The sequence below is a fragment of the Rhodococcus sp. NPDC019647 genome (genome assembly GCF_044389235.1).
GTDB lineage: Bacteria > Actinomycetota > Actinomycetes > Mycobacteriales > Mycobacteriaceae > Rhodococcus_F > Rhodococcus_F oxybenzonivorans.
Genome location: NZ_JBIRXS010000049.1, coordinates 1 through 21295 on the forward strand (window position 1 = coordinate 1; position 21295 = coordinate 21295).

At 66.6% G+C, this 21295-nt stretch carries 21 protein-coding genes; 8 read left to right on the forward strand and 13 right to left on the reverse strand.

What is annotated here, in order from left to right; all coding sequences use genetic code 11:
- The first annotated feature begins 248 nt into the window (after positions 1–248).
- The 4 genes from ACH49N_RS37380 to ACH49N_RS37395 all read left to right on the forward strand — a co-directional run bounded on the left by ACH49N_RS37380 (position 249) and on the right by ACH49N_RS37395 (position 2824).
- Positions 249–1412, forward strand: a complete 1164-nt coding sequence (locus ACH49N_RS37380) for a histidine kinase (protein WP_358278259.1) — start codon at positions 249–251, stop codon at positions 1410–1412.
- A 56-nt stretch (positions 1413–1468) separates the two neighbouring features.
- On the forward strand, positions 1469–1828 hold the full coding sequence (locus ACH49N_RS37385) for a metalloregulator ArsR/SmtB family transcription factor (protein ID WP_358278257.1): 360 nt from the start codon (positions 1469–1471) through the stop codon (positions 1826–1828).
- The gene (locus ACH49N_RS37390; RefSeq protein ID WP_159922105.1) at positions 1806–2276 is read left to right on the forward strand and encodes an SRPBCC family protein; all 471 of its coding nucleotides are present in this window, start codon (positions 1806–1808) and stop codon (positions 2274–2276) included. Before ACH49N_RS37385 ends, ACH49N_RS37390 begins: the two co-directional genes overlap by 23 nt.
- A gap of 128 nt (positions 2277–2404) precedes the next feature.
- Positions 2405–2824 (forward strand): hypothetical protein, encoded by a 420-nt coding sequence (locus tag ACH49N_RS37395; RefSeq protein WP_159922107.1) that lies wholly within the window; start codon positions 2405–2407, stop codon positions 2822–2824.
- 384 nt (positions 2825–3208) lie between these two features.
- Here ACH49N_RS37395 and ACH49N_RS37400 read toward each other — a convergent pair whose 3' ends face one another.
- Entirely contained in the window at positions 3209–3979 is a 771-nt protein-coding gene (locus ACH49N_RS37400; protein WP_250768401.1) for an META domain-containing protein, read from the reverse strand.
- A gap of 247 nt (positions 3980–4226) precedes the next feature.
- Between ACH49N_RS37400 and ACH49N_RS37405 the strand changes: the two genes are divergently transcribed.
- The 3 genes from ACH49N_RS37405 to ACH49N_RS37415 all read left to right on the forward strand — a co-directional run bounded on the left by ACH49N_RS37405 (position 4227) and on the right by ACH49N_RS37415 (position 6958).
- On the forward strand, positions 4227–5150 hold the full coding sequence (locus tag ACH49N_RS37405; protein WP_159922111.1) for an ABC transporter ATP-binding protein: 924 nt from the start codon (positions 4227–4229) through the stop codon (positions 5148–5150).
- Positions 5147–5947, forward strand: coding sequence for an ABC transporter permease subunit (locus ACH49N_RS37410; protein WP_250768395.1), 801 nt, complete (start codon positions 5147–5149; stop codon positions 5945–5947). The genes ACH49N_RS37405 and ACH49N_RS37410 overlap by 4 nt, the downstream gene beginning before the upstream one ends.
- A gap of 747 nt (positions 5948–6694) precedes the next feature.
- Positions 6695–6958, forward strand: a complete 264-nt coding sequence (locus tag ACH49N_RS37415) for a hypothetical protein (protein WP_236603457.1) — start codon at positions 6695–6697, stop codon at positions 6956–6958.
- 258 nt (positions 6959–7216) lie between these two features.
- On the opposite strand, the gene gvpJ is transcribed toward ACH49N_RS37415, so the two are convergent.
- The 11 genes from gvpJ to ACH49N_RS37470 all read right to left on the reverse strand — a co-directional run bounded on the left by gvpJ (position 7217) and on the right by ACH49N_RS37470 (position 19734).
- A complete protein-coding gene (gene gvpJ, locus ACH49N_RS37420; RefSeq protein WP_159922113.1) occupies positions 7217–7585 on the reverse strand; it encodes a gas vesicle protein GvpJ in 369 nt (122 codons plus the stop codon).
- A gap of 32 nt (positions 7586–7617) precedes the next feature.
- Positions 7618–8238 (reverse strand): hypothetical protein, encoded by a 621-nt coding sequence (locus ACH49N_RS37425; protein WP_358278261.1) that lies wholly within the window; start codon positions 8236–8238, stop codon positions 7618–7620.
- A 248-nt stretch (positions 8239–8486) separates the two neighbouring features.
- Entirely contained in the window at positions 8487–10535 is a 2049-nt protein-coding gene (locus ACH49N_RS37430) for a transglycosylase domain-containing protein (protein ID WP_374433190.1), read from the reverse strand.
- A gap of 414 nt (positions 10536–10949) precedes the next feature.
- Positions 10950–12164, reverse strand: coding sequence for a VWA domain-containing protein (locus ACH49N_RS37435; RefSeq protein ID WP_358278252.1), 1215 nt, complete (start codon positions 12162–12164; stop codon positions 10950–10952).
- Positions 12161–12802 (reverse strand): SRPBCC family protein, encoded by a 642-nt coding sequence (locus ACH49N_RS37440; RefSeq protein WP_358278250.1) that lies wholly within the window; start codon positions 12800–12802, stop codon positions 12161–12163. Before ACH49N_RS37440 ends, ACH49N_RS37435 begins: the two co-directional genes overlap by 4 nt.
- A 13-nt stretch (positions 12803–12815) precedes the next feature.
- A complete protein-coding gene (locus tag ACH49N_RS37445) occupies positions 12816–13703 on the reverse strand; it encodes a MoxR family ATPase (protein ID WP_358278248.1) in 888 nt (295 codons plus the stop codon).
- Positions 13700–14593, reverse strand: a complete 894-nt coding sequence (locus ACH49N_RS37450) for an XdhC family protein (protein WP_358278246.1) — start codon at positions 14591–14593, stop codon at positions 13700–13702. The genes ACH49N_RS37445 and ACH49N_RS37450 overlap by 4 nt, the downstream gene beginning before the upstream one ends.
- A 31-nt stretch (positions 14594–14624) precedes the next feature.
- Entirely contained in the window at positions 14625–17027 is a 2403-nt protein-coding gene (locus tag ACH49N_RS37455; RefSeq protein ID WP_358278244.1) for an aerobic carbon-monoxide dehydrogenase large subunit, read from the reverse strand.
- Complete coding sequence (locus tag ACH49N_RS37460; RefSeq protein ID WP_358278242.1) at positions 17024–17608, reverse strand: (2Fe-2S)-binding protein; 585 nt, start codon at positions 17606–17608, stop codon at positions 17024–17026. The genes ACH49N_RS37455 and ACH49N_RS37460 overlap by 4 nt, the downstream gene beginning before the upstream one ends.
- Positions 17609–17610: 2 nt before the next feature.
- Positions 17611–18516, reverse strand: a complete 906-nt coding sequence (locus tag ACH49N_RS37465; RefSeq protein ID WP_358278240.1) for a xanthine dehydrogenase family protein subunit M — start codon at positions 18514–18516, stop codon at positions 17611–17613.
- A 75-nt stretch (positions 18517–18591) separates the two neighbouring features.
- The gene (locus ACH49N_RS37470; protein WP_358278238.1) at positions 18592–19734 is read right to left on the reverse strand and encodes an XdhC/CoxI family protein; all 1143 of its coding nucleotides are present in this window, start codon (positions 19732–19734) and stop codon (positions 18592–18594) included.
- A 209-nt stretch (positions 19735–19943) separates the two neighbouring features.
- On the opposite strand from ACH49N_RS37470, the gene ACH49N_RS37475 reads away from it, so the two are divergent.
- On the forward strand, positions 19944–20603 hold the full coding sequence (locus ACH49N_RS37475; RefSeq protein WP_109329663.1) for a response regulator transcription factor: 660 nt from the start codon (positions 19944–19946) through the stop codon (positions 20601–20603).
- A 21-nt stretch (positions 20604–20624) separates the two neighbouring features.
- On the opposite strand, the gene ACH49N_RS37480 is transcribed toward ACH49N_RS37475, so the two are convergent.
- A complete protein-coding gene (locus ACH49N_RS37480) occupies positions 20625–21242 on the reverse strand; it encodes a hypothetical protein (RefSeq protein ID WP_159922133.1) in 618 nt (205 codons plus the stop codon).
- Positions 21243–21295 lie beyond the last annotated feature (53 nt).

The window sequence follows — 21295 nt, forward strand, 5'->3', positions numbered from 1 at the left end:
CCCGAGGCCGTCATCGCACTCGCGATGCTCAGCCTCGGGGGCGCCCGCCCACAATTACCCGGCCGAACCCACCCACGAATGAGTCAGTAGAGCCCAAAAAGACGCACGGGCGCGGAGCGCCTTCGCCGCCGTTGGCATTCATTCTTCGGGCAGTACCCGGGACGGAAGGCCGGCAACCATGCAGGACATGAGGTCCCTGGCGGTGGCACGTGCTCACCTCGTGGGTCCGCACTACCTACGCTGTGGTCATGCGAAGGTTCAGCCTGTGGCTGCGAGGCAAGCCGACGGTCGCGGACTCCATGCTGGCGGCGATTCTGTTCACGCTCGAGGTGTTCGCGTTCGCGGCGTCCGACGACCGGCCGCCGTGGGTGCAGTTGTTCATGGGTTTTCTGGTGTGCGTGCCGATCGTGTGGCGCCGCCGCTATCCGCGTGCGGCTGTCGGCGCCATCCTGCTGGTCTCCATCACCGTCACCTTCGTCAGTTATTCGCTCGGTGACGTCGACGCCGAGCATCCCGCCCTCCTCGCACTCGCCGTCGCCCTCTACACCCTAGTTGCGTATGTCGACCGGCAGACGGCGGCCGTCTACGCGGTCGGGTTGGTCGTCGACTCCGCTCTCTCCATCTGGTTGCTCGACCAGCGGGTAATCGAAATCGGTCTGTATTCCGCGTTGATCTACGCGCTGTCCTGGATCACCGCGGAATTCCTGGGTGCCCGCCGGGCCTACGACGAGGAAGTGGCGGCGCGGCTGGCGGTCGCCGACTACGACCGCGACCGCCGTGCCGAGGACGCGGTGGCCGCGGAGCGCACGCGCATCGCCCGGGAATTGCACGATGTGGTGGCACATGCCGTGAGTGTGATGATCGTTCAGGCGGATGGTGCGTCGTATGCGATGACGAAAAATCCGGCGGTGGCGAAACAGGCGCTGACCAACATTGCGAGCACCGGGCGGGAGGCGCTTGCGGAACTGCGGCGCACGGTGTCGCTGCTGCGGACCGAACCCGCCGTCGATGACATGCCCCAGCACGGGACCGCTGGTCTCGCCCGGGTGGTCGACATGATGCGCAGCGCTGGTTTGCCGGTCGAACTCGAACTGACCGGGGAGCTGGACGACATCAGCCCTGCCGTCAGCCTGGGCATTCACCGGTTGGTGCAGGAGTCGTTGACCAATGTGTTGCGCCACGCGGGGGAGCGTCCCCGGGCCAAGGTCAGGGTTCGCCGCCGTGAAGTCGACGTGCTCGTCGAGATCACCGACAACGGCAACGCAACCGAAAAATTCACACTCGGTTCGGGCAACGGGTTGCTCGGCATGCGGGAACGCGTGGCCGTGCTGCACGGCACCCTCGAGGCGGGTCGGCAGACCGACGGAAGCTGGCGGGTGACCGCGGAGTTACCGCTGCAGCTCGAGGACTGAACCCGGCGAATCAGTTAGCCCTTGACCTAAGTGTTCTGTCGGTGATACTTTGCCTTATGGCTCAGTATTCGGAGCAGTTGGACGGCATCTTCCAGGCACTCGCCGACCCCACCCGCAGGGCAGTGTTGACCCGACTCGGCGAAGGGCCGGCGAGTGTCGGCGAATTGGCGAAACCGTTCGACATGGCATTGCCATCATTCATGAAGCACATCCGTTCCCTCGAGGACAGTGGGTGGATCCAGACCCGTAAGCAAGGTCGCGTTCGCACCTGCGTGCTGGAGGAGGAGTCGATGATCACCGCTCAGGCGTGGCTGGCGGAACAGCGCGCCCTGTGGGAGGGCCGCACCGACCGGCTCGCGCAGTTCATCACTACTCGAGAAAAGGACAATCGGAATGAATCCGTCACTGATAGATGAGCTCGACCTGACGATATCGCGCGTCATCGAGGCGCCGAGGTCGGCTGTCTGGAATGCCTGGACCGACCCCGCCAGCTTCGAGCAATGGTGGGTGCCGGCTCCCGCCAAGTGTCGCGTCCTGGAGATGGACCTTCGCCCCGGCGGGGCGTTCACCACCCAGATCAGCGAGGACGGCGGTGAATTCGCGCCCCACATCAACGGATGCTTCCTCGCGGTCGACCATCTCGAGCGGATCGTCTTCACCAACTCCCTCGTCGGTGGATGGCGACCCGCAGAAAACCCGTTCATGAGCGCGATCATCACCCTCGCCGACCATCCGCAGGGCACCGAATACGTGGCCCATGTGATGCACAAGAACAATGCCGACCGGAACATGCACGAGGAAATGGGTTTCGCCGACGGGTGGGGCACCGTTATCGCGCAGCTGGCCGCACTGGTCGAGCGGTAGGGGAGCGCCCGGCGGGCGCATCGAACCGGCCGCCGTGGTGGAAGTGGCGCCGATGTCGATCAGTGCCCACACTGGAAGAGGTACCCCACCCGAGGACGTTGGGTGGGGCGAACCGTCAGGAGACCGCTATGGCCAACGAGAGACCGTTCGGATTCGATCCCGACGACCTCGACCGCGTGATTCGAGAAGCGAGTGAGGAGCTGCGCGGCTTCAAGGACAAGATTGTTCACTTCGTCGAGGCCGACGCCCAAATTCCCTGGACAGGCCTGTTCGCCGACATTGCCGCCAGAACGAAGCGTCCGGATCCCCGACCGGAAACGACCGGCGACACCGGCGACGGCGTGTGGGCAATCTACAGCGTCGACGACGGCGGCGTCGCCCGCGTCGAGGAGGTGTACGCCACCGAACTCGACGCCCTCCGTGCCCACAAGCACAACACCGATCCGCGGCGATCGGTGCGCTTCCTGCCCTACGGCGTCACCGTCAGCGTCCTCGATCAGCCGAAGGAGGATCAGCCGAAGGAACCGCCGACACCGGCAGCTGAGTAACCGGACGCGTCTTCGTGGAGGTCTCGGTGGCCGCCTGCTCCTGGTGCGGGCAGGCCCATCGATACCCGCTGCTGTTCCTTCCACTGCAGAATCGGCTGCGGCGCAACTGTATCGGCATGCACGATCCCGGACGCCGGAGTTCGTGTGGGTTCGCTCTCCCGTAGCCAGGTCGGATCTGATCGTCGCCGAAGGATTGTCGACGCCGATGTCGTTCGATGGCAACGCAATTCACCGTGCATCGGCTCGTATCGCTACCTTGGTGTCGGAATCGCGCAGACGCATGGACGCGCGGACGGAGGAGACCAGACTGGCCGTATGAACGCTGGTCGCCGACTGACCTATGGCGCTGTGGCCGGCGATGATGCCAGCGCCTGGAAACTAGATCTAGCTCGCTCGCAATGTCAGCCCGATTCCGTCGGCGTTGACCAGTCGCAGCGAGTCCGAATGGATGCTGTAACCGGTCTCGCCGGTCAACGCCGCGAGTACGGCACGTTCGACCTCCGACACGTCCGGGGGGCACGCCATCCGGGTGGTCGCCCAGGGCCCGAACGCGATCGAACTCCGTCGCACGTCTGCGGTCCCGGTCATCCGGTTGCAGCCGGTGAAACCGGACGCGGAACCGTCGCCAGCGATCAGCAACTGCGGTGCCGTTCGCTCCAGCGCCGCTGTCGTCGTAACCGCGTCCGGGCTGATCAGTGCGGTGACCGTCCACGTGGTCCCGACGACGGGCCGATCCGGCCGGACGACCTTCTCGTCCGTCAAAGTTACCGACCCCGTGGGCGTGGTAAGGGTGAGCGTGTCGCCGCCGAGGGTCCAGCTCGGCTGCGCGTCCAGTAGGGCCGCCACCCAAGCGTCTGCGCCGGCGGCATCTCCCGGACACGCCATCAGGGTCATCGCGAGCGGACCTGCCTCCACCTTCCCGCCGGACAGGTCGACGTCGGCGCTGCCTTGATTGCATCCGGCGTCGACGGAGAGGCGTCCGGGGTCGGTGAAGTCCAGCACGAGCGGACCACCGCCGGGAATGGGATCGCCCTCGACGGTGGTGGAGACGAAGGTGCGGCCCACCGGGTCCGGGGCCGCGGTTGGCGCGTCTCCGCCGCAGGAAGTGAGCGAGGCGAACGTCAGGAGGCCGAGAACGATGGCGGTGGCGCGCATTCCTCGAGGTTAGACACATCGTCCGCATGTGGTAACAGCATGGGGTGACGCTCGTGCACGGAATCCCCACGGCCGCTGTGCACTCCTGCCGGACGGCCGATGCGCCCGACTGATGGGTTGGGGTATTCGCTGGTGTACGAGTGCGAGCGCGGGTCGGTAACGTACTTCTCGTGATCGGATCGCCTATCACGTCCGGTGCCGGAAATCGTCGCGCCGCTCATCGGTGTGTGGTGACGGTGACACCACCATGAAGGCCGCGGCACCGTCGGGCCGGCAGCAAGGGGCGGCCGACTGCGTCATCGAAATGCGCGGATTGTCGAAGTGCTTCGGTGAGCTCGTCGCCGTCGACTCGCTCGACCTCGATGTCCATCGGGGCGAGGTCTTCGGTTATCTCGGCCCCAACGGGTCGGGGAAGAGCACGACGATCCGCATGCTGTTCGACTTCATCCGTCCGTCCGACGGAACCTACACCGTGCTCGGCGGCAGCGGCGCCGACCCGGCGATTCGTCGTCGGCTCGGCTACATCCCCGGCGAGCTCCGATTCGATCCCAAATACACGACGGCAGACCTGATCGCGTTCTACGGCCGGCTACGCGGGGGCGTCGACATGCCCTATGTTCATGAGCTCCTCGAACGTTTCGACCTCGATCCCATGCGGCCGATCGGGCAGCTCTCCACGGGCAACCGCCGGAAGACCGCAATCGTGCAGGCCTTCATGCATCGGCCGGAACTGTTGATTCTTGACGAACCCACGGCCGGTCTCGACCCACTACTGCAACACGAATTCCACCAACTGATCGGTGACGTGAAAGGCGGCGGCACCACCGTGTTCCTGTCCTCACACGTCCTACCCGAGGTGGAAGCGCTCGCTGACCGCGTCGCAATCTTGAATAAGGGCGCGCTCGTCACCGTCGCCGCAATCGACGAACTCCAGCGCCAAGCGCGCCAGCACATCGACCTCTACCTTGCCTGTGAAGCAAATGCCGAGCCGTTCGAGAAACTCCCGGGAGTCCTGAGCGCCACGTCGTCCGGAGCGGTGATCGCGCTCGTCATCGAAGGCAATGTCGCCGACGTCCTGAAGCACGCCGCGACGCTGCCGGTACGGAGAATCGTCACGCACGAAACCGACCTCGAGGACGTGTTCCTCAACCTGTATCGGGATCAGCCGTGAGGATCTTCGGGCGATTCCTCGAGGACCGGCGCCGATCAACGGTGTGGTGGTCGGGTGGAGTGGCCGCCTACGTGGCGGTCAACAATGCGTTCTACCCGACGATCAAGAACACGGCCGGCATCGAGAACCTCGTCAAGAACCTTCCGGACACCTTCAAGACACTGATCGGCTCGAGCGACCAGATCCTCATCACTTCCCCGGCGGGGTACCTACAGGGACGTGTGTTCGGCCTCATCCTGCCCGTCCTGCTGTTGGTCTTCGCCGTGGGAGCCGGCGCATACGCGATCGGTGGGAGCGAGGAGGACGGCACCCTCGAACTACTCCTGTCCAACCCGGTGACCCGCGGACGTGTCCTGATCGAACGATTTTTCGCCGTCGTCGCGCTCTCGACCAGTCTCGGGATCATTACCGCTGCAAGCCTTCTCGCGTTCTCCCCGCCGTTCGGTCTGCTCGAGGGTGTATCGATTCCCGGACTCGTCGCGGCGGTGTTCGCGGCGACTGCTTTCGGCCTCATGCATGGTGCGATCGCGTTTGCTGCCGGCGCCTGGACGGGTCATCGGTCGGTGGCGATCGCCACGGCCACGACCGTGGCCGTCGTGGGCAATCTTCTCAACGCCGTCGCGGCGGCGAGCGCGAGTTTGCACATCTTGCGCTTCGCTTCGCCTTGGCATTGGTACGGGGGCCGCAACATGCTTGCGCAGGGGATCGCGCTCGAGCCCTTCCTCGTTCCGATTGCCGTTTCCGTACTCTGCGCGGCAGTGGGTTGGTGGAGCTTTCGACGTCGAGATCTGCACTGACCACGGGGGTGATGCGAAACGAACATCATGGCCTAGGGGAACCAGGCGATAAGAGAGTCGGGTGCCGCCCACCGCCAGGCGCTTTGGCCTTTCCTACCCGGTTTCGAGAGTCACCTCGAAGGGTAATTGCGATGTATGGGTGCACCAGAAAGGGTCGACGGCCGGACCGCACCGGCCAGGCCTGACCGCGCAGGCACTCGCTCTCGCGGCACTACCACCGGCAGAGGCAGCCAGACGTCGGCGGCTCAGCCTGGCGCAGTGGCCCGTCCATCCAGGACAGCGCCTTCCGAAGCAGCATCGGGGCGGCTGCCACGAAGGCGCCCGCTTCCCCCCAGGCAACCGGCTGCCAAGACCGCGACCGTTTCCCGTGGCAGCGTCCCACGGAAGAAAATTTCGGCGTCACGCCCGACACGAACCGATGCCACCGCACCGTCCGCGGGCGCGCCCCGTCGGTCACATCCAGACAGCACCGCCTCCACCAAACGTGCGCGGGAACAGACCGGCATCGCGAAGCCGACGGCTCGGAAGCACCCCCGAAACACCGGGGCCCACGCACAAGCCCATTCCCGGTCCACCACGTCGGCCCATATCCGACCGCTCGACACGGCCTCGCGAGGGACGGAACACGGCCCGCTCTCCGATGCAGTCATCGAGTGGCTGAAGAACACAGTTCACAGGCTCCTGGACTCGGCGCGGGACCGCAGCGACACACTGACACAAAAGATTCAGCAGAGACTCCGAAAATTTATGGATGCTCTCGTCGACCCCGCCGCACATGGCAACGCGGGCCTCCTGGCCGGACTCGAAGCACTTCGCGCCGTCCTGACGGGTAAAAGTCCGGTGTGGGCGGCGACCAAGGCGCTGGTGTCCCGACTGAGCGGCAAGACCAAGATCATCATTGTTCTTCTTCTCATTCTCGGACTCCTGCTCGGGCCGGTGCTGCTCGTAGTCCTCCTCCTGGCTCTCGTTGTCGCGGCGGTGGTTGCGGCAGTGCGGGCCGCTGCCAAGTGACATCGCTGACCATCGATTGGGGAATGTTGCGGCCTTGCACGAGACGGTCATCGAGAAGAAGCCAAGGTCATGATCAAGGGTGTGCCCGAGTCCGCGGGTGAAAACACTCACCGGCGGACGAAAAACAAAGTGCGTCAACTTATTTCACACGTCAACTCGGCGCGACACGTGCTGTCCACCCGATGTGGACGCCGGACAGGACGCGGTCGGCGGGGGAGACGGACTCAACATCGCCGCCGAAACTGTCGTCAACGGAGTTCAGTGACGCTTGCGGCGGGGTGCGGGTTCGCGTTCGGTTTCCGATCCGCCGAGCACCTCACCGAGCGACTCTCCGACGGCCTCGAGCGCGCCCTTGGTCTTCGCCTTCGCACTGCCGCTGCCCTTCACATCGGAGACGAGGTCGGCCAGGCCTTCGGGTTCGCTGCCGATCTCGAGTCGGTTCACCGCCTCGGCGAAGCGCAGGTAGGTGTCGACGCTGGCGACCACGACGCGTGTATCGATGGTGAGCAATTCGATTCCGACCAGCGAGACTCGCACGTAGGCGTCGATGACCAGGCCCTTGTCGAGGATGGTGTCGACGACGTCGGCGAGGCTGCTCGAACTGGGGCCCCCTCCCGCTGTGGTCATCACTACGTCCTTCCCGGTCGCCTATCGGAGGTCTACTCAGCACCCCGTCTGCGGGGCCGCCGTCGCACCGGTCGATCCTCGGCCTGCTCGACCGGCTCGTCTCCCTCATCGCCATCGTCGCGGTCGTCCGGTGATGGGGCCGCCTTCGGCCGCTTCCTGCGCCCAAGAGCGCCCAGCGCGCCGAGCGCGCCGAGCGCGTCGCCGGTGACGTTTCGCACCGTGCCCACGGTATCGCCGGTGACGTTTCCCACCGTGCCCACGGCGTCGCCGGTGACGTTTCCCACCGTGCCCACGGCGTCGCAGGTGACGTCTCCGGCCATGTCCGCGGTGTCCTCGACCAGCTCTTCGGCTGTCTCGAGGACCGCATCGTCTCCGGAGAGGAGCCGATTGTTCAAGGCGTCGATTCGGGCGGTCGTCGCGGTCATGGCCGCCACTTTCACGGCGTCGAGAAGTTGGCCACGCACCGATTCACTGAGCTCGGCGAACTCGGGCGAGGACCGGAGTAATTTGGCGGCCCGGTCAACCATTTCCTGGGGTCCCCCGGCGAGGCGGCCGGCCCCCGCAGCCGCGAGCAGAATTCCCAGTTTCTTCCGGTGACCTCGGCCCAACCAATAGCCCACCAGCACCGCTGCTGCGACCTGCACACGGGTCATCATCGTCGACTCCCTTCACCCGGATCGCCCATCTTTGGTCGGGGCCGGGCGACTCGGAGGTGGCCGCCCGGCGTACCCGAAGTCAGGCCCTGCCGCGGCGAACCACCCTCAACCCGGCTACCCGCAACGGACATCCTTCAAGCGGTCGAAAGGGGTGATTGAGTTCCCCCGGCATATCCGGGCGCGCACCGGCACAACCCCGACACGCCCACCAGAGACACCTCCAAGTGGGCGCGTTCTCACCGGGGTCAGCGGGCGAAGCGCTGATCGATCGGAGGCAGAACGGTGGGTCCGAAATTGTTCACGATCGGCATCATCGCCTTGAACCAGGTACGGGCCGGTTCGGTGCCACCGAACAGATTGCCGTCACCGCACGAGCGCAACGGGCTGGTGCAGATCTGGCCGGGGGTGGGCGAGTCCCCGAACACGTAGACGCTGCCGGCCAGGTTGTTGGTGTACCCGAGAAACGCCGACGACATGTGAGACTCGGTGGTTCCAGTCTTGCCGGACATCGGCAGCTTCCAGCCGGCGCCGGCAGCTGCCGCCGATGCTGTGCCCCCGGGCAGGTCGTCCTTGCTGAGCGCGTTGGACAGGGTGTCGGCCAGGCCGGGGTCGATGACCTGCTCGCACGCCTGTTGGGTGAGCGGGACCGGCCGCCCCTGCCGGTCGACGATGGAATCGATCGGGGTCGGTGGGCACCACTTGCCGTGCGAGGCCAATGTCGCGGCAACATTCGACAGCTCGAGCGGATTGATCCACATCGGGCCCAGGGTGAAGGATCCCAGGTTTTGATCCTTGACCATGTCGGCCAGGCTCTTGTCCCCGAACCCGGAGGTGCCCGGTTCGGTGTAGGAGCGCATGCCCAGGCGCACCGCCATGTCCACCGTCGCATCCACCCCGGTGGTTTGGATCAGCTTCACGAAGGCGGTGTTCGGGGACTGGGCGAGGGCGTCGGTGACCGACAGTGCCCGCGGATACGGGGCGGCGTTCTGCACGCAGTAGGTCGCTGCCGGGCATCCGGGGGCACCGCCGTCGCCCATCCCACGAGCATCGAATCGGCCGGGCACATCCAGGATCGTGTTCAGCCGCAACCCTTTCTCCATCGCGGCGGCGGTGGTGAAGACCTTGAACACCGACCCGGCACCGTGCCCGGACAGCGAATAGGGCAACTCCTGCACAGTCTCGGCCGCGGCCGCGTCGAGACCGTAGTTGCGGCTACCCGCCATCGCGAGGACCCGGTGCTGGTCCTGCCCGGGCTGCACGACGTTCATCACGCTCGCAACATCCGGAAGTCTCGCATCGGCGTAGGACGACACCGCCGACTTCACCGATTGCTGCACGGCCGGATCCAAGGTGGTGCGGATCAGGAAGCCGCCCTTGTCGAGCTGCTCCCGGGACAGGCCGGCGTTCTGGAGGTACTGCAACGCGTAATCGCAGAAGAATCCGCGGTCGCCGGCGGCGATGCACCCACGGGGCAGATTGTTCGGCTTCGGCAGCACCACGAGCGGGGTGTCCTTCAGGGCGCGGATCTCGTCAGCCCGATCCGGTACGTTCACGATCAGGGTGTCCAGCACGACATTGCGGCGTTCGATGACCCCGTCCGGGTTGGTGTAGGGGTTGAGCGCCGAACTGGACTGGACCATGCCCGCGAGCATCGCCGACTGCGCCAGATTCAGGTCCTTGGCGTCGATGCCGAAGTACGTGCGGGCGGCGTCCTGCACCCCGAAGGAGCCGTTGCCGAACGGCACCAGGTTCAAATATCGGGTGAGAATTTCCTCCTTGGAGAGTTCCTGATCGAGGGTCAGGGCCATCCGAATCTCCCGGATCTTGCGGACCGGAGTGGTCTCGATTGCCGCGCGGCGTTCGGCGTCGGTCTGGGCGACGACGTGCAGCAGGTAGTTCTTCACGTATTGCTGATTGATGGTCGAGGCACCCTGCTCGATCTGGCCGCTCGAGGCGTTGGTGAAGAACGCACGCATCGTGCCCTGCCAATCCACGCCCTGATGCTGGCCGAACCGTTTGTCTTCGATGGAGAGGATCGCCAGTTTCATGTCGTTGGAGATCTGGTCGCTGGGCACTTCGAAGCGGCGTTGATCGTAGAGCCAGGCGATGGGGTTGCCGGCGATGTCTGTCATCGTGGTCACCGCGGGCACCACCCCGTCGGCCAGTTCCGCCGAGCTGTTTCCGACGCTGTCGGCTGCCCGGTTGGACAGGTAGCCGACGCTGGCGGCGGCCGGAAACAGGATGCCGGATAGCAGCACCCCTGCAGCCGCGGTGGCGCCGGCGAGTTTGGCAATAGTCTTCGAATCCAATACGGCACCTCATTCGGACGGTGCACCGGAACGCGAATCAACCGGTGCAAGAACGATTATCGGGCCAAGGGCAGAGTACGGGCGGGAATGACACACCTGCGACGCGGACAATGCTGTCAGAGCCAGTTGCGGATGCACCTCATCCGCCGGCAGGTCTGTGTCCGTCGTTCCGGCTTCGAACGCGCCGGGCGCGAGGGTTTCGGTGACGACGAGCAGCGCCGAACGCCGCCGCGAGAATTGCCGATCACCACGCACAGGGCTCAAGGTAACACCGCGGGTTGGGCGGGGTGGGGCATCGGACACTCCCGAACGTGTTCGGCGTGCTCACAGACAGTGAGGCCCGCCGGGATGGGTCGCCGAAGACGGCGATGTCGAGGACGTCGGAGTTCGGTGGAGGAGCTATTCCGTCCCGCCGATCACGTCCAGCACGTCGCGGAGCGCGGAGACGGAGTGGGCGGGGAGGAAGGCATCGCAGAACGGCAGCGCGGCCGCCATCGATCCGGCGAGGGGCCGGAAGTCGGGGTCACCGGCGCGGGGGTTGAGCCACACCAGTCGGTGGGCGCGGCGACGGACCCTGGTGAGGGCATGCGCCAGGCGCTTCGGGTCGTCGCTGTCCCAACCGTCGGACGCGATGATCACGACTGCCCCGCGCAGCGCGTTGCCGTGCGGGGACGCCAGCAGTTCGCTCACGCTGCCCGCGATGTGGGTGCCACCGAATCTGTCGACCACCTTGTCGTTCGCCTTGCGGACCGCGGTCTCGGCGCTGCGGTGGGCGAGGACCGGGGTCAGCCGCGTCAGCGACGTGGAGAACGCGAACACCTCCGGCCTGCCCGCGGTCTGCCGTTGCACCGCCGCGCGCATGAGATGGAGATAGATCGCAGCGTACGGCTGCATCGACCGGCTCACGTCGCACAGCATCACGATGCGCCGCGGACGGCGCCGGGCACGGCTCCGCGCGAGAACCACCGGCTCCCAGCCCGTGGCTCTCGACAGGTTCATGGTGGCGCGCAGGTCGATACGCCGGCCGCGGCGATGCACTTCGCGACGCCGGGTGCGGCGGGACGGCCACGCGGCGGTGGCCTGTTCCAGCCAGGATCCGAGGAGTCGGAGGTCGCCGGCGTCGAATCGGGCGAAGGGCTCGTCGGCGCGGGCCACGAGCCTGCTGGGCAGGGTGTCCGGCACGGCGGTGAGCGCGTCGCGAAGGTCGTCCTCACCGTCGTCGCCGCCGGTCATCATCGGTCGTGTCATCCACGGCACGCCCTCGACGTCCTGCGCCTCACCGGGCCGGTCGCGACCGTCGCGGACACCGGCGAGGGCAGGCTCCCATCCCGCAGCGGATCGCCGCGCATGCGGGTCCACGGACAGCACGGCGTCCTCGAAGACCGCGGAGAACACCGCGTCGAACGGCGTGAGGTCGTCGACGCGGTTGACGAGCGTCAGACGCGCCGACCAGTACAGCCGCGACCGCGAACTCGGCGGCGACAGGTGCAGCGCCTGCACGAACACGGCGGGGCCACTCGCCGAGACGACCACACCACGGGAGCGCAATCGGGCGACGAGTGCCACCGCGAACGCCGCGAGGTCGACGCCCCGCAGGACGCCCGACGCGCTCATCGCCTGCGGCGGCCCACCACGAGCACGACCACGATTCCCGCGAGGACGGCGGCGAGAATTGGCGCGTACCGCTTCCACGCCCCCGCCCCGGACAGCGCGAGGAGGTCCAGCGGAGCCGGTTCCGCGGCAGGCGGGGCAACGGAAAGGTTCGTGGTGCCGCCCGCCTCGGGCTCGGCCGTGGGCTCCTCGCCAACGCCTCCGGCGAGCTTCGCTTCCAGCGACTCCGCGAACTGACCCATGAGTTTCTCCGACACCTGCTGAATCATCCCGCTGCCGAACTGCGCAAGTTTGCCGACGATCTTCATGTCGGTGTCCACGGTGACGCGGGTGCCGGCGCCGGTCTCGTGCAACTGCGCGATGATCGTCGCGGACGCGTTACCGGATCCGCGCGAGTCCCGACCGCGGGCGTCGATCACGGCGCGATGCTCCTGCGGGTCACGCTGCACGAACGTCGCCTTGCCCTTGAATTCACTCGTCACCGGGCCGACCTTGACCTTCACCTTCCCCAGGTAGTCGTCGCCTTCCCGCCCGGTCATCTGTGCCCCGGGCAGCAGCGGGGCAACCTCCTCGAGGTCGCTGAGTACCTCCCATGCTTGCTCGATCGGTGCATTGACGGTGAACTCGTTGGCAATCTTCATGGCAGTTGCCTTTTCATCCGGTGGCCAGGACGTGCGCATAGTCGGTGAATGCGTCTTGAACTATTGTGCGGTCGTCAGGGGTCTTCGCGAGGGCACTCAAGCTTTGAATTGCGTCGTCGCGAACCAGATCCGCCACACCCAGGGCCGCGAGTGCGGACACCCAATCGATCGTCTCGGCGATTCCGGGCGGCTTGTCGAGATCGAGTTCGCGGGCCCGGCCGACGAAGCGGGTGGCGTGCTCGATGAGGGGCGCCGTCGCCGCGGGGACCGTGCGGCGCACGATGGCGGCCGCCCGGGCCGGCTCCGGATAGTCGATCCAGTGGTAGAGGCACCGCCTGCGCAGCGCGTCGTGGAGGTCGCGACTCCGGTTGGATGTCAGCACGACGACGGGGTGCTGATCGGCCGTGAACGTTCCCAGTTCGGGTACGGTGACCGACGCCTCGCCCAGAAATTCGAGGAGGAGTGCCTCGAACTCGTCGTCGGCCCGGTCTATTTCGTCGATCAGCAGGACGGGCGGGGTCGGTCCCCGATATCTCACGCAATGGAGGATCGGACGCTCCAGCAGGAATTCCTCGGTGAACAGATCGTCCTCGGTCAGGCCGTCACCCCGCGATTCGGCCAGCCGGATGGTGAGCAACTGCCGCTGATAGTTCCAGTCGTAGAGGGCCTCGTTCGCGGTGAGGCCCTCGTAGCACTGCAAGCGGATCAGCGGGGCGCCGAGGACGGCCGCGAGAGCCTTCGCGGCGGTGGTCTTACCGACTCCGGGTTCGCCTTCGAGCAGGAGCGGACGGCTGAGCGCCGCCGCGAGATACAGAGCGGATGCGGTTCCGAAGTCGAGGAGGTAGTCCTCGGCATCGAAGCGCCGGATCACGTCCGCCACATCCGCGAACGGTGTCGTCATCCCGCTTCCGTCCCCTGCGCGAACGACGCCCGGCAACCCGGCCCGCAGAACCAGAAGTCGTCACCGCCGCGCCGCAGGTGGACAGTATCCGGCCGGACCGAGACGCGCATCCCGCACACCGGATCGACCGCTTCCGTCACCGCCGCCCGCGGAGGCGTATCGTCCTCGGGCGCACGTAGTCCCGCGGTGCGCAGTTCATGCACCAGTTCCGCGGCGATCGACACCGCGATCTCCGCCGACGTCCTCGCCCCGATGTTCAGACCGACCGGGGTATGCACCCTTGCCTGCTCGGATTCGGTGAGACCCAGGGCGTCGAGGATGGCGCCGCCCCGGGTGCGGCTGGCGACGAGCCCGACGTATCCGACCCCGGCGTCGAGCGCCGCGCGGATGACGTCCGCCTCGGGGCCACCGTGACCGGCCAGCACCACGGCCGTCGTGCCCGTGAACTGTTCGAGACCGGCGTCGTCGTGCTCGACGGAGAACTCCAGCAATTCCGAAATGTGCGTCAACGCCTGCGCGATCGGCGTGGTGCCGTAGATCCGCACCACCGGCGGCGGCAGTTGCGGCTCCAGGAAGATCTCCATGGCGCCACCGGACAGGCACGGATTCACCACGACGGACGCGCCCGGCATCTCGGGGAACTGCACGGCCCCATCGGGCAGGACCCGCAGCAACACGCTCTCGTTGGTTTTCAACACACCCAGGGCGGCCGTGCGCACCGAGTTCTGCGCGCACTGACCGCCGACGAAACCCTCGATGGTCCCGTCCTGCAAGAGAATCGCCTCGTCACCGGTATGGCTGGACGTGGGTGGCTGCGCTCGCACCACGGTCGCATGGACGAACGGCCTGCGATCGCGCACCAATTGCGCCGCACGCTCTTTCAGATCCATCGGGCCTCCTGCCGAGAGAGCCGGGCAATGTTCAGATCGGTGGTGTCGCGCGGCCCTGCATGGCCTCCCACACCCGGGACGGGGTGAGCGGCATGTCGGCGTGCCGCACACCGAACGGGGCGAGCGCATCGACGACGGCGTTCACCACGGCCGGCGGCGACCCGACCGTCGCGGACTCGCCGATGCCCTTGGCGCCGATCGGGTGGTGGGGTGACGGGGTGACGGTGAAGCCGGTCTCCAGCTTCGGCACCTCCAGCGACGTGGGGATCAGGTAGTCCATCAGCGATCCGCCGAGGCAGTTGCCGTCCTCGTCGAATTCGATGATCTCCATCAACGCCATCCCGATGCCGTCGACGATGCCGCCGTGCACCTGGCCCTCGATGATCATCGGGTTGATGCGGGTGCCGCAGTCGTCGACGGCGAGGAAACGCCGCACCTTCACCACCGCGGTGCCGGGATCGATGTCGACGACGCAGAAGTACGCGCCGTAGGGGTACGTCAGATTCTCCGGGTTGTAGCAGATCTGCGCGTCGAGTCCGCCCTCGATGCCCTCCGGCAGATCACCGGCGCCGTGTGCCCGCATCGCGATGTCCTGGATGGTCACCTTCGCTGAGGGATCACCCTTCACATGGAATTCGCCTTTCTCCCATTCCAGATCCGAGACCGAGGCCTCGAGCATCCCGGACGCGATGATTTTCGCCTTGTCCCGTACCTTGCGGGCCACCAGCGCCGCGGCCGCGCCCGACACCGGCGTGGACCGGCTGCCGTACGTGCCGAGCCCGAACGGTGTGTTGTCGGTGTCGCCGTGCACGACGTCGATGTCGTCCGGTGGGATGCCGAGTTCCTCCGCGACGATTTGGGCGAACGTCGTCTCGTGTCCCTGCCCCTGGGTCTGCACCGACAATCGGAGGACGGCTTTCCCGGTGGGGTGGACGCGCAGTTCGCACCCGTCGGCCATGCCCAGGCCGAGAATGTCCATGTCCTTCCGCGGTCCGGCGCCGACGGCTTCGGTGAAGAACGCCATGCCGATACCCATCAGCTCACCGCGTTCGCGGCGTTCCTTCTGTTCGTCCCGCAACTGCTGGTAGCCGATCAGGTCCATGGCTTTGCGGAGGGTGGTCTCGTAGTCGCCGGAGTCGTACACCCAGCCGGTCTTGCTGGTGTAGGGGAACTGGTCGGGACGCAGCAGGTTCTTCAGCCGAAGCTCCGCCGGATCCATCTTCAGGTCGAACGCCAGGCAGTCGACGAGCCGCTCGACCAGATACACGGCCTCGGTGATGCGGAACGAGCACGCGTACGCCACCCCGCCGGGCGCCTTGTTCGTGTAGACCGCCGTCATCGCGCAGTGCGCGGCCTCGATGTCGTAGCTGCCGGTGAAGACGCCGAAGAAACCCGCCGGATACTTCACCGGGGCCGCCGTCCCGTTGAACGCACCGTGGTCGGCCAGCACTTTCGTGCGGATCGCGAGCATCTTGCCCTCTTTGGTCGCAGCGATCTCGCCGACCATGATGTAGTCGCGGGCGAACCCGGTGCTCATCAGGTTCTCGCTGCGGTCCTCCATCCACTTCACCGGTTTGCCGGTCACCAGCGACGCGACGATGGCGCACACGTATCCCGGGTAGATCGGGACCTTGTTGCCGAAGCCGCCGCCGATGTCCGGGGACACCACCCGAATTTTGTGCTCCGGGATCCCCGAGACCAGGGCGTAGACCGTCCGGTGCGCGTGCGGGGCCTGCGACGTGGAGTACAGCGTCAGCTTGCCGGACACCTTGTCGACGTCGGCGATCGCACCGCACGTCTCCATCGGCGCCGGATGCACCCTCGGGTAGACGATCTCCTGCTTGACCACCACGTCCGCCCTCGCGAACACGGCCTCGGTCGCGGCGGCGTCGCCTGTCTCCCAGTCGAAGCAGTGGTTGTCTGTTTTGCCGTCGAGATCGTCACGGATCACCGGTGCGTCGGGTGAGAGCGCCGTGCGGGCGTCGACGACAGGATCGAGCATGTCGTACTCGACGTCGATCAGCTCCAGCGCGTCCCGGGCCGAATAGCGGTCCTCAGCGATGACGAACGCGACCTCCTGACCTTGGAACCGCACCTTGTCGGTGGCGAGTACGGCCTGCACGTCGTTGGACAGGGTTGGCATCCACGCGAGGTTCTTCGCGGCGAGGTCGGCGCCTGTCACTACCGCGGTCACCTTCGGGTGTTCCTGTGCCGCAGAGGTATCGATGCTCACTATCCGTGCGTGCGCGACCGGCGACCGCAGGATCGCCAGGTGCAGCATGCCGGGGAGGGTGATGTCGTCGACGTAATTCCCGAGCCCCCGGATGAAGCGGGGATCCTCCTTGCGGAGCATGCGGCCGTGGCCACAGGGTTTCTTGTCGTTGTCGATGATTTCGGCGTCGCCCGACGGCGGACGCGATTCGACGGTGGTCATGACTTACTTCCCGTGGTCGCGTGTTCTTCGACTGTCATCGGTGCGCCCTCGGCGCCTCGCGTCTTGTCCTCCTGGACCTCCGCGTCGAAGTCGCCGGCCGGTTCCGGCTCGGCGGCTTCGCCCGCCCGATGGTCCGCCGCCCACTGGATCGAGCGCACGATCGTGGTGTATCCGGTGCAGCGGCAGATCTGCCCGGAGATCGCTTCCCGGATGGTGGCCTCGTCGGGGCTCTCCTCCCGGTCGAGCAGTGCCCGCGCCGTCATCATCATGCCGGGGGTGCAGAACCCGCACTGCAGTCCGTGGCACTGCATGAAGCCCTGCTGGATGGGATCGAGTTCGCCGTCGTGTTCGAGACCCTCGACCGTGCGGACGTCGTGCCCGCTCGCCATCGCGGCGAGCATCGTGCACGACTTCACCGGATCGCCGTCCACGGTGACGACACACGTACCGCAGTTGCTGGTGTCGCAGCCCCAGTGGGTCCCGGTCAGGCCGAGCTGGTCGCGGAGGAAATGGACCAGCAGCATGCGCGGTTCCACCTCGGCGCTCACTGCCTCGCCGTTGACGGTCATTTTCACCTGCATGGCTATGCCTCTTCTCCGGTCGGCTCGTGCTCCACGTCGCTGCGGAGCACCCGGTCGACCGCTGTGCGGAGTGTGCGGATCGTGAGTTCGGATGCGAGATGGCGCTTGTAGTCGACGGTGCCGCGGGCGTCTCCGACGGGCTCGCAGGCCTGTGCGGCCAACCGTCCGGCTTGGGCGAACGCCTCCTCTGAGGGTGGACGTCCGGTCAGGTAGTCGGCAATGTCCGAGAGCCCGGACGGATCCGGGTTCACGGCGGTCAGGCCGACGGCTGCCCGGGCTATCTCGCCGCCCTCCACCGTGACTGCGGCGCCGGCCGCGGCGATCGCCCAATCTCCGGTTCGCCGTGCAATCTTGGCGTACGCACTGGAACTGTGGCCGTGAACAGGTATCACGATCTCGATGAGCATTTCGTTGTGTGCGAGCGCCGTCTCGTACGGTCCGACGAGGAACTCGGACATCGGGATCTCGCGACGTCCGCCGGGTCCGCGCACCACGCACGTGGCGTCGAGTAGAGAGCAGATCGTGGTGAGATCTTCGGCCGGATCCGCCTGGCACAGCGATCCGCCGATGGTTCCGCGGTTGCGGACCACCGGGTCGGCGATCACCTTCTCCGCGTCGCGGAAGAGGGGGAACGCCGCCGCGAGTTCGTCCGATTCGAGTAGCCGGCGGTGCCGTGTCATCGCACCGATCCGCAGCCTCGACCGCTCGGTCGTGATGTAGCCGAGTTCGCCCTCGAGGTCGTTGATGTCGATGAGGTACTCGGGATTGGCGAGGCGAAGTTTCATCATGGGCAGCAGGCTGTGGCCGCCTGCGACGAGGCGGGCTTCGTCGCCCAGCCGGTCGAGCAGGGCGATGGCGTCCTCGACGCCGGTTGCACGCTCGTATTCGAAGGATCCTGGAACTTGCATTGTGACCTACCTCACAAACGTGGATCCTCTCAGCCTGCGCAAGAACCGGTGGTCCGTCAACCCCGGTAAACCGCCCTAGTCGACGCAGAAATCGACGGGTTCCTCGTGGTGGATCCGGCCGCTCGACTCCATTAGTGGGCGCCCCGTGCCACCCCACCGGCGGGCGATGATCTCGGCGGCGATGGACACGGCCGTCTCCTCGGGGGTCCGGGCGCCGATGTCCAGGCCGATGGGGCTCGACAGCCGGTCGAGTTCGGTGTCGGTCAGACCGGCCTCGCGGAGGCGTTCGCGCCGGTCCTGATCGGTTCGGCGTGATCCCATGGCACCGATGTAGGCGACGTCGGGGATGCGTAGTGCCGTCTCGAGGAGGGGAACGTCGAACTTGGGGTCGTGGGTGAGCACACAGATCACGGTCCGGCCGTCGATGGCCTGCGCCTCGGCCTGCGCAGCGAGATACCGGTGCGGCCAGTCCACCACCACCTCGTCGGCCGTCGGGAACCGCGCGTGCGTCGCGAACACCGGACGGGCGTCGCAGACCGTCACCCGGTATCCCATGAAGGCGCCCTGCCGGGCCACCGCGGCGGCGAAGTCGATGGCCCCGAATACGAGCATGCGCGGCCTCGGCGCGTAACTGGCGACGAACACCTCCATGCCCTCGCCGCGGCGCTGACCGTCGGTGCCGTACGTCAGCACCGTGCTGCCGCCCGCCGCGAGGAGACCCCGCGCGTCGTCGGTCACCGCGGAATCGGCTCGGTCGGAGCCGAGTGAACCGCTCACGTTCTCGGGCCGGACGACCAGACGTCGCCCCACCCGCGCGGCATCGGGATGCGCGACAACGGTGGCCACGGCGACCGGCTGGTGATTGTCGATGTCATAGGCGATCTCACCGAGCTCGGGAAAAGTGTTGCGCGACACCGGTTCGACGAAAATGTCGATGATTCCGCCACAGGTGAGACCCACCTCGAACGCGTTCTCGTCGCTGATCCCGTACCGCTGCAGCACCGGCGTGCCGGACGCCGTGACCTCGCATGCAAGTTCGTAGACCGCTCCCTCGACACACCCGCCGGACACCGAACCGGACGCAGTCCCATCGGGTGCCACGACCATCGACGCCCCCGGCGGTCGCGGAGCGGAGCGGAATGTGCGGACCACGGTTCCGACACCCGCCGTCCCGCCCGCGGTCCACACCGCCATCAGGTCGGCCAGCACCTCGCGCATCAGCACCCTTCCCACTCGAGTCCGGACGTGTGATAGACGCTCAGTACAGCCTATTCCGCCGAAGCGGGTTTGGTCCGGGAGAACGGATCTCACCCTCGCGGCCTGCGGTGCCTGCTGGGATGTTGCGGCAGTCCGAATTCCGGGCCAAGACCACAGGCGCCGCCTTTGTGGATCCGCAGCGCGGGGCGGGGCGGTGCTAGGTTGGCGCTGTGCCGATCACCGTGCTACTCGTGGACGACCAGGAATTGATGCGTATGGGCCTCAATATGGTGCTCGACGCGCAGGACGACATCGTGGTGGTCGGCGAGGCCGGCGACGGGGCGGCCGCGGTGGCGGCGGTCCGTAAACTCGAACCCGATGTGGTGCTGATGGATGTGCGGATGCCGGTGGTGGACGGGGTCAGTGCGACGGCGCAGATACTCGAATCCGGGGTCGCGAGCCGCGTACTCGTCATGACGACGTTCGACCTAGACGAGCACGCGATGGGGGCGTTGCGGGCGGGGGCCAGTGGCTTCCTGCTCAAGGACACCCCCTCGGAGGACCTGGTGTCGGCCATCCGCAGTGTGGCGGCCGGAGACGCTGTGGTGTCGCCGAAGGTGACGCGGCGACTGCTGGCCCGCTTCCTCGACGACGGCCCGGCTCCGCGCCGCGACCCGGCGGTACTGGACGTGCTGACCGAGCGGGAACGGGAAGTGCTGCAGCTGGTCGCCACCGGATTGTCGAACACGGAGATCGCGGAAAGTCTGTTCCTGTCCGAGTCGACGGTGAAGTCGCACATCGGCCGGATACTCACCAAATTAAATGTGCGGGACCGCGTGCAGGCGGTGGTCCTGGCCTACGAGACGGGCCTGGTGCGGCCCGGCTCGTAAGTTCGTCCGCCGCCGTGACGGTCAGGACGTGAACGTGCCGACGGTCGGGACCACCGTGCAGTTGACGTTGCCGGGATAGCTCACGGTGCCGAACATCGTGCCGAGCACCGTGCCCGCACCCGTGTCGACGATCTTCGACAGCAGCGGGGTGTTGATGATGGGCAGCCGGTCGTCGAGTTTCACGATCCCGCCCTGGAAGGTGTTGAGGTTGATCCAGGCAACGCTGAGATCGGACGACTGCGGTATCGCCACGTAGGCGGGAATTGCCTGGAACCGCAACTGGCCGGCGGTGATCGGGGGAAAGAGATTCGGTCCTGCCTGAGCGCTCGCCAGGGTGACGGTCGCCGGCTCGTCGGCGACACCGCATCCCAGGGTGGGGGACGGGTACATGAAATCCTGCGGAGTAGTGAGCCCGAGTTCGAGCACATCCTTCGGGACGAAGACGCTGGCGCCGAGGAGTTGGTTCACCGCGTTGCTCGCCACCGGCGACATCTCGGCGGCCAGCGTCTGCAGCTCCCCGATACCCCGAGCCGCGTCGGGAAGGGGCTGGGCCGAGGCGGGTGCGGCCGACAGCATGCAGGCGACAGCGGCCGGTGCCAAGACCATCGTGGCACGGCGGAACAGGGTGGACCGGAACATAGCGGCTCCTTGTTGTGCGCGGGATCGGAAGATCCCCATCCGAGAGAACTGCA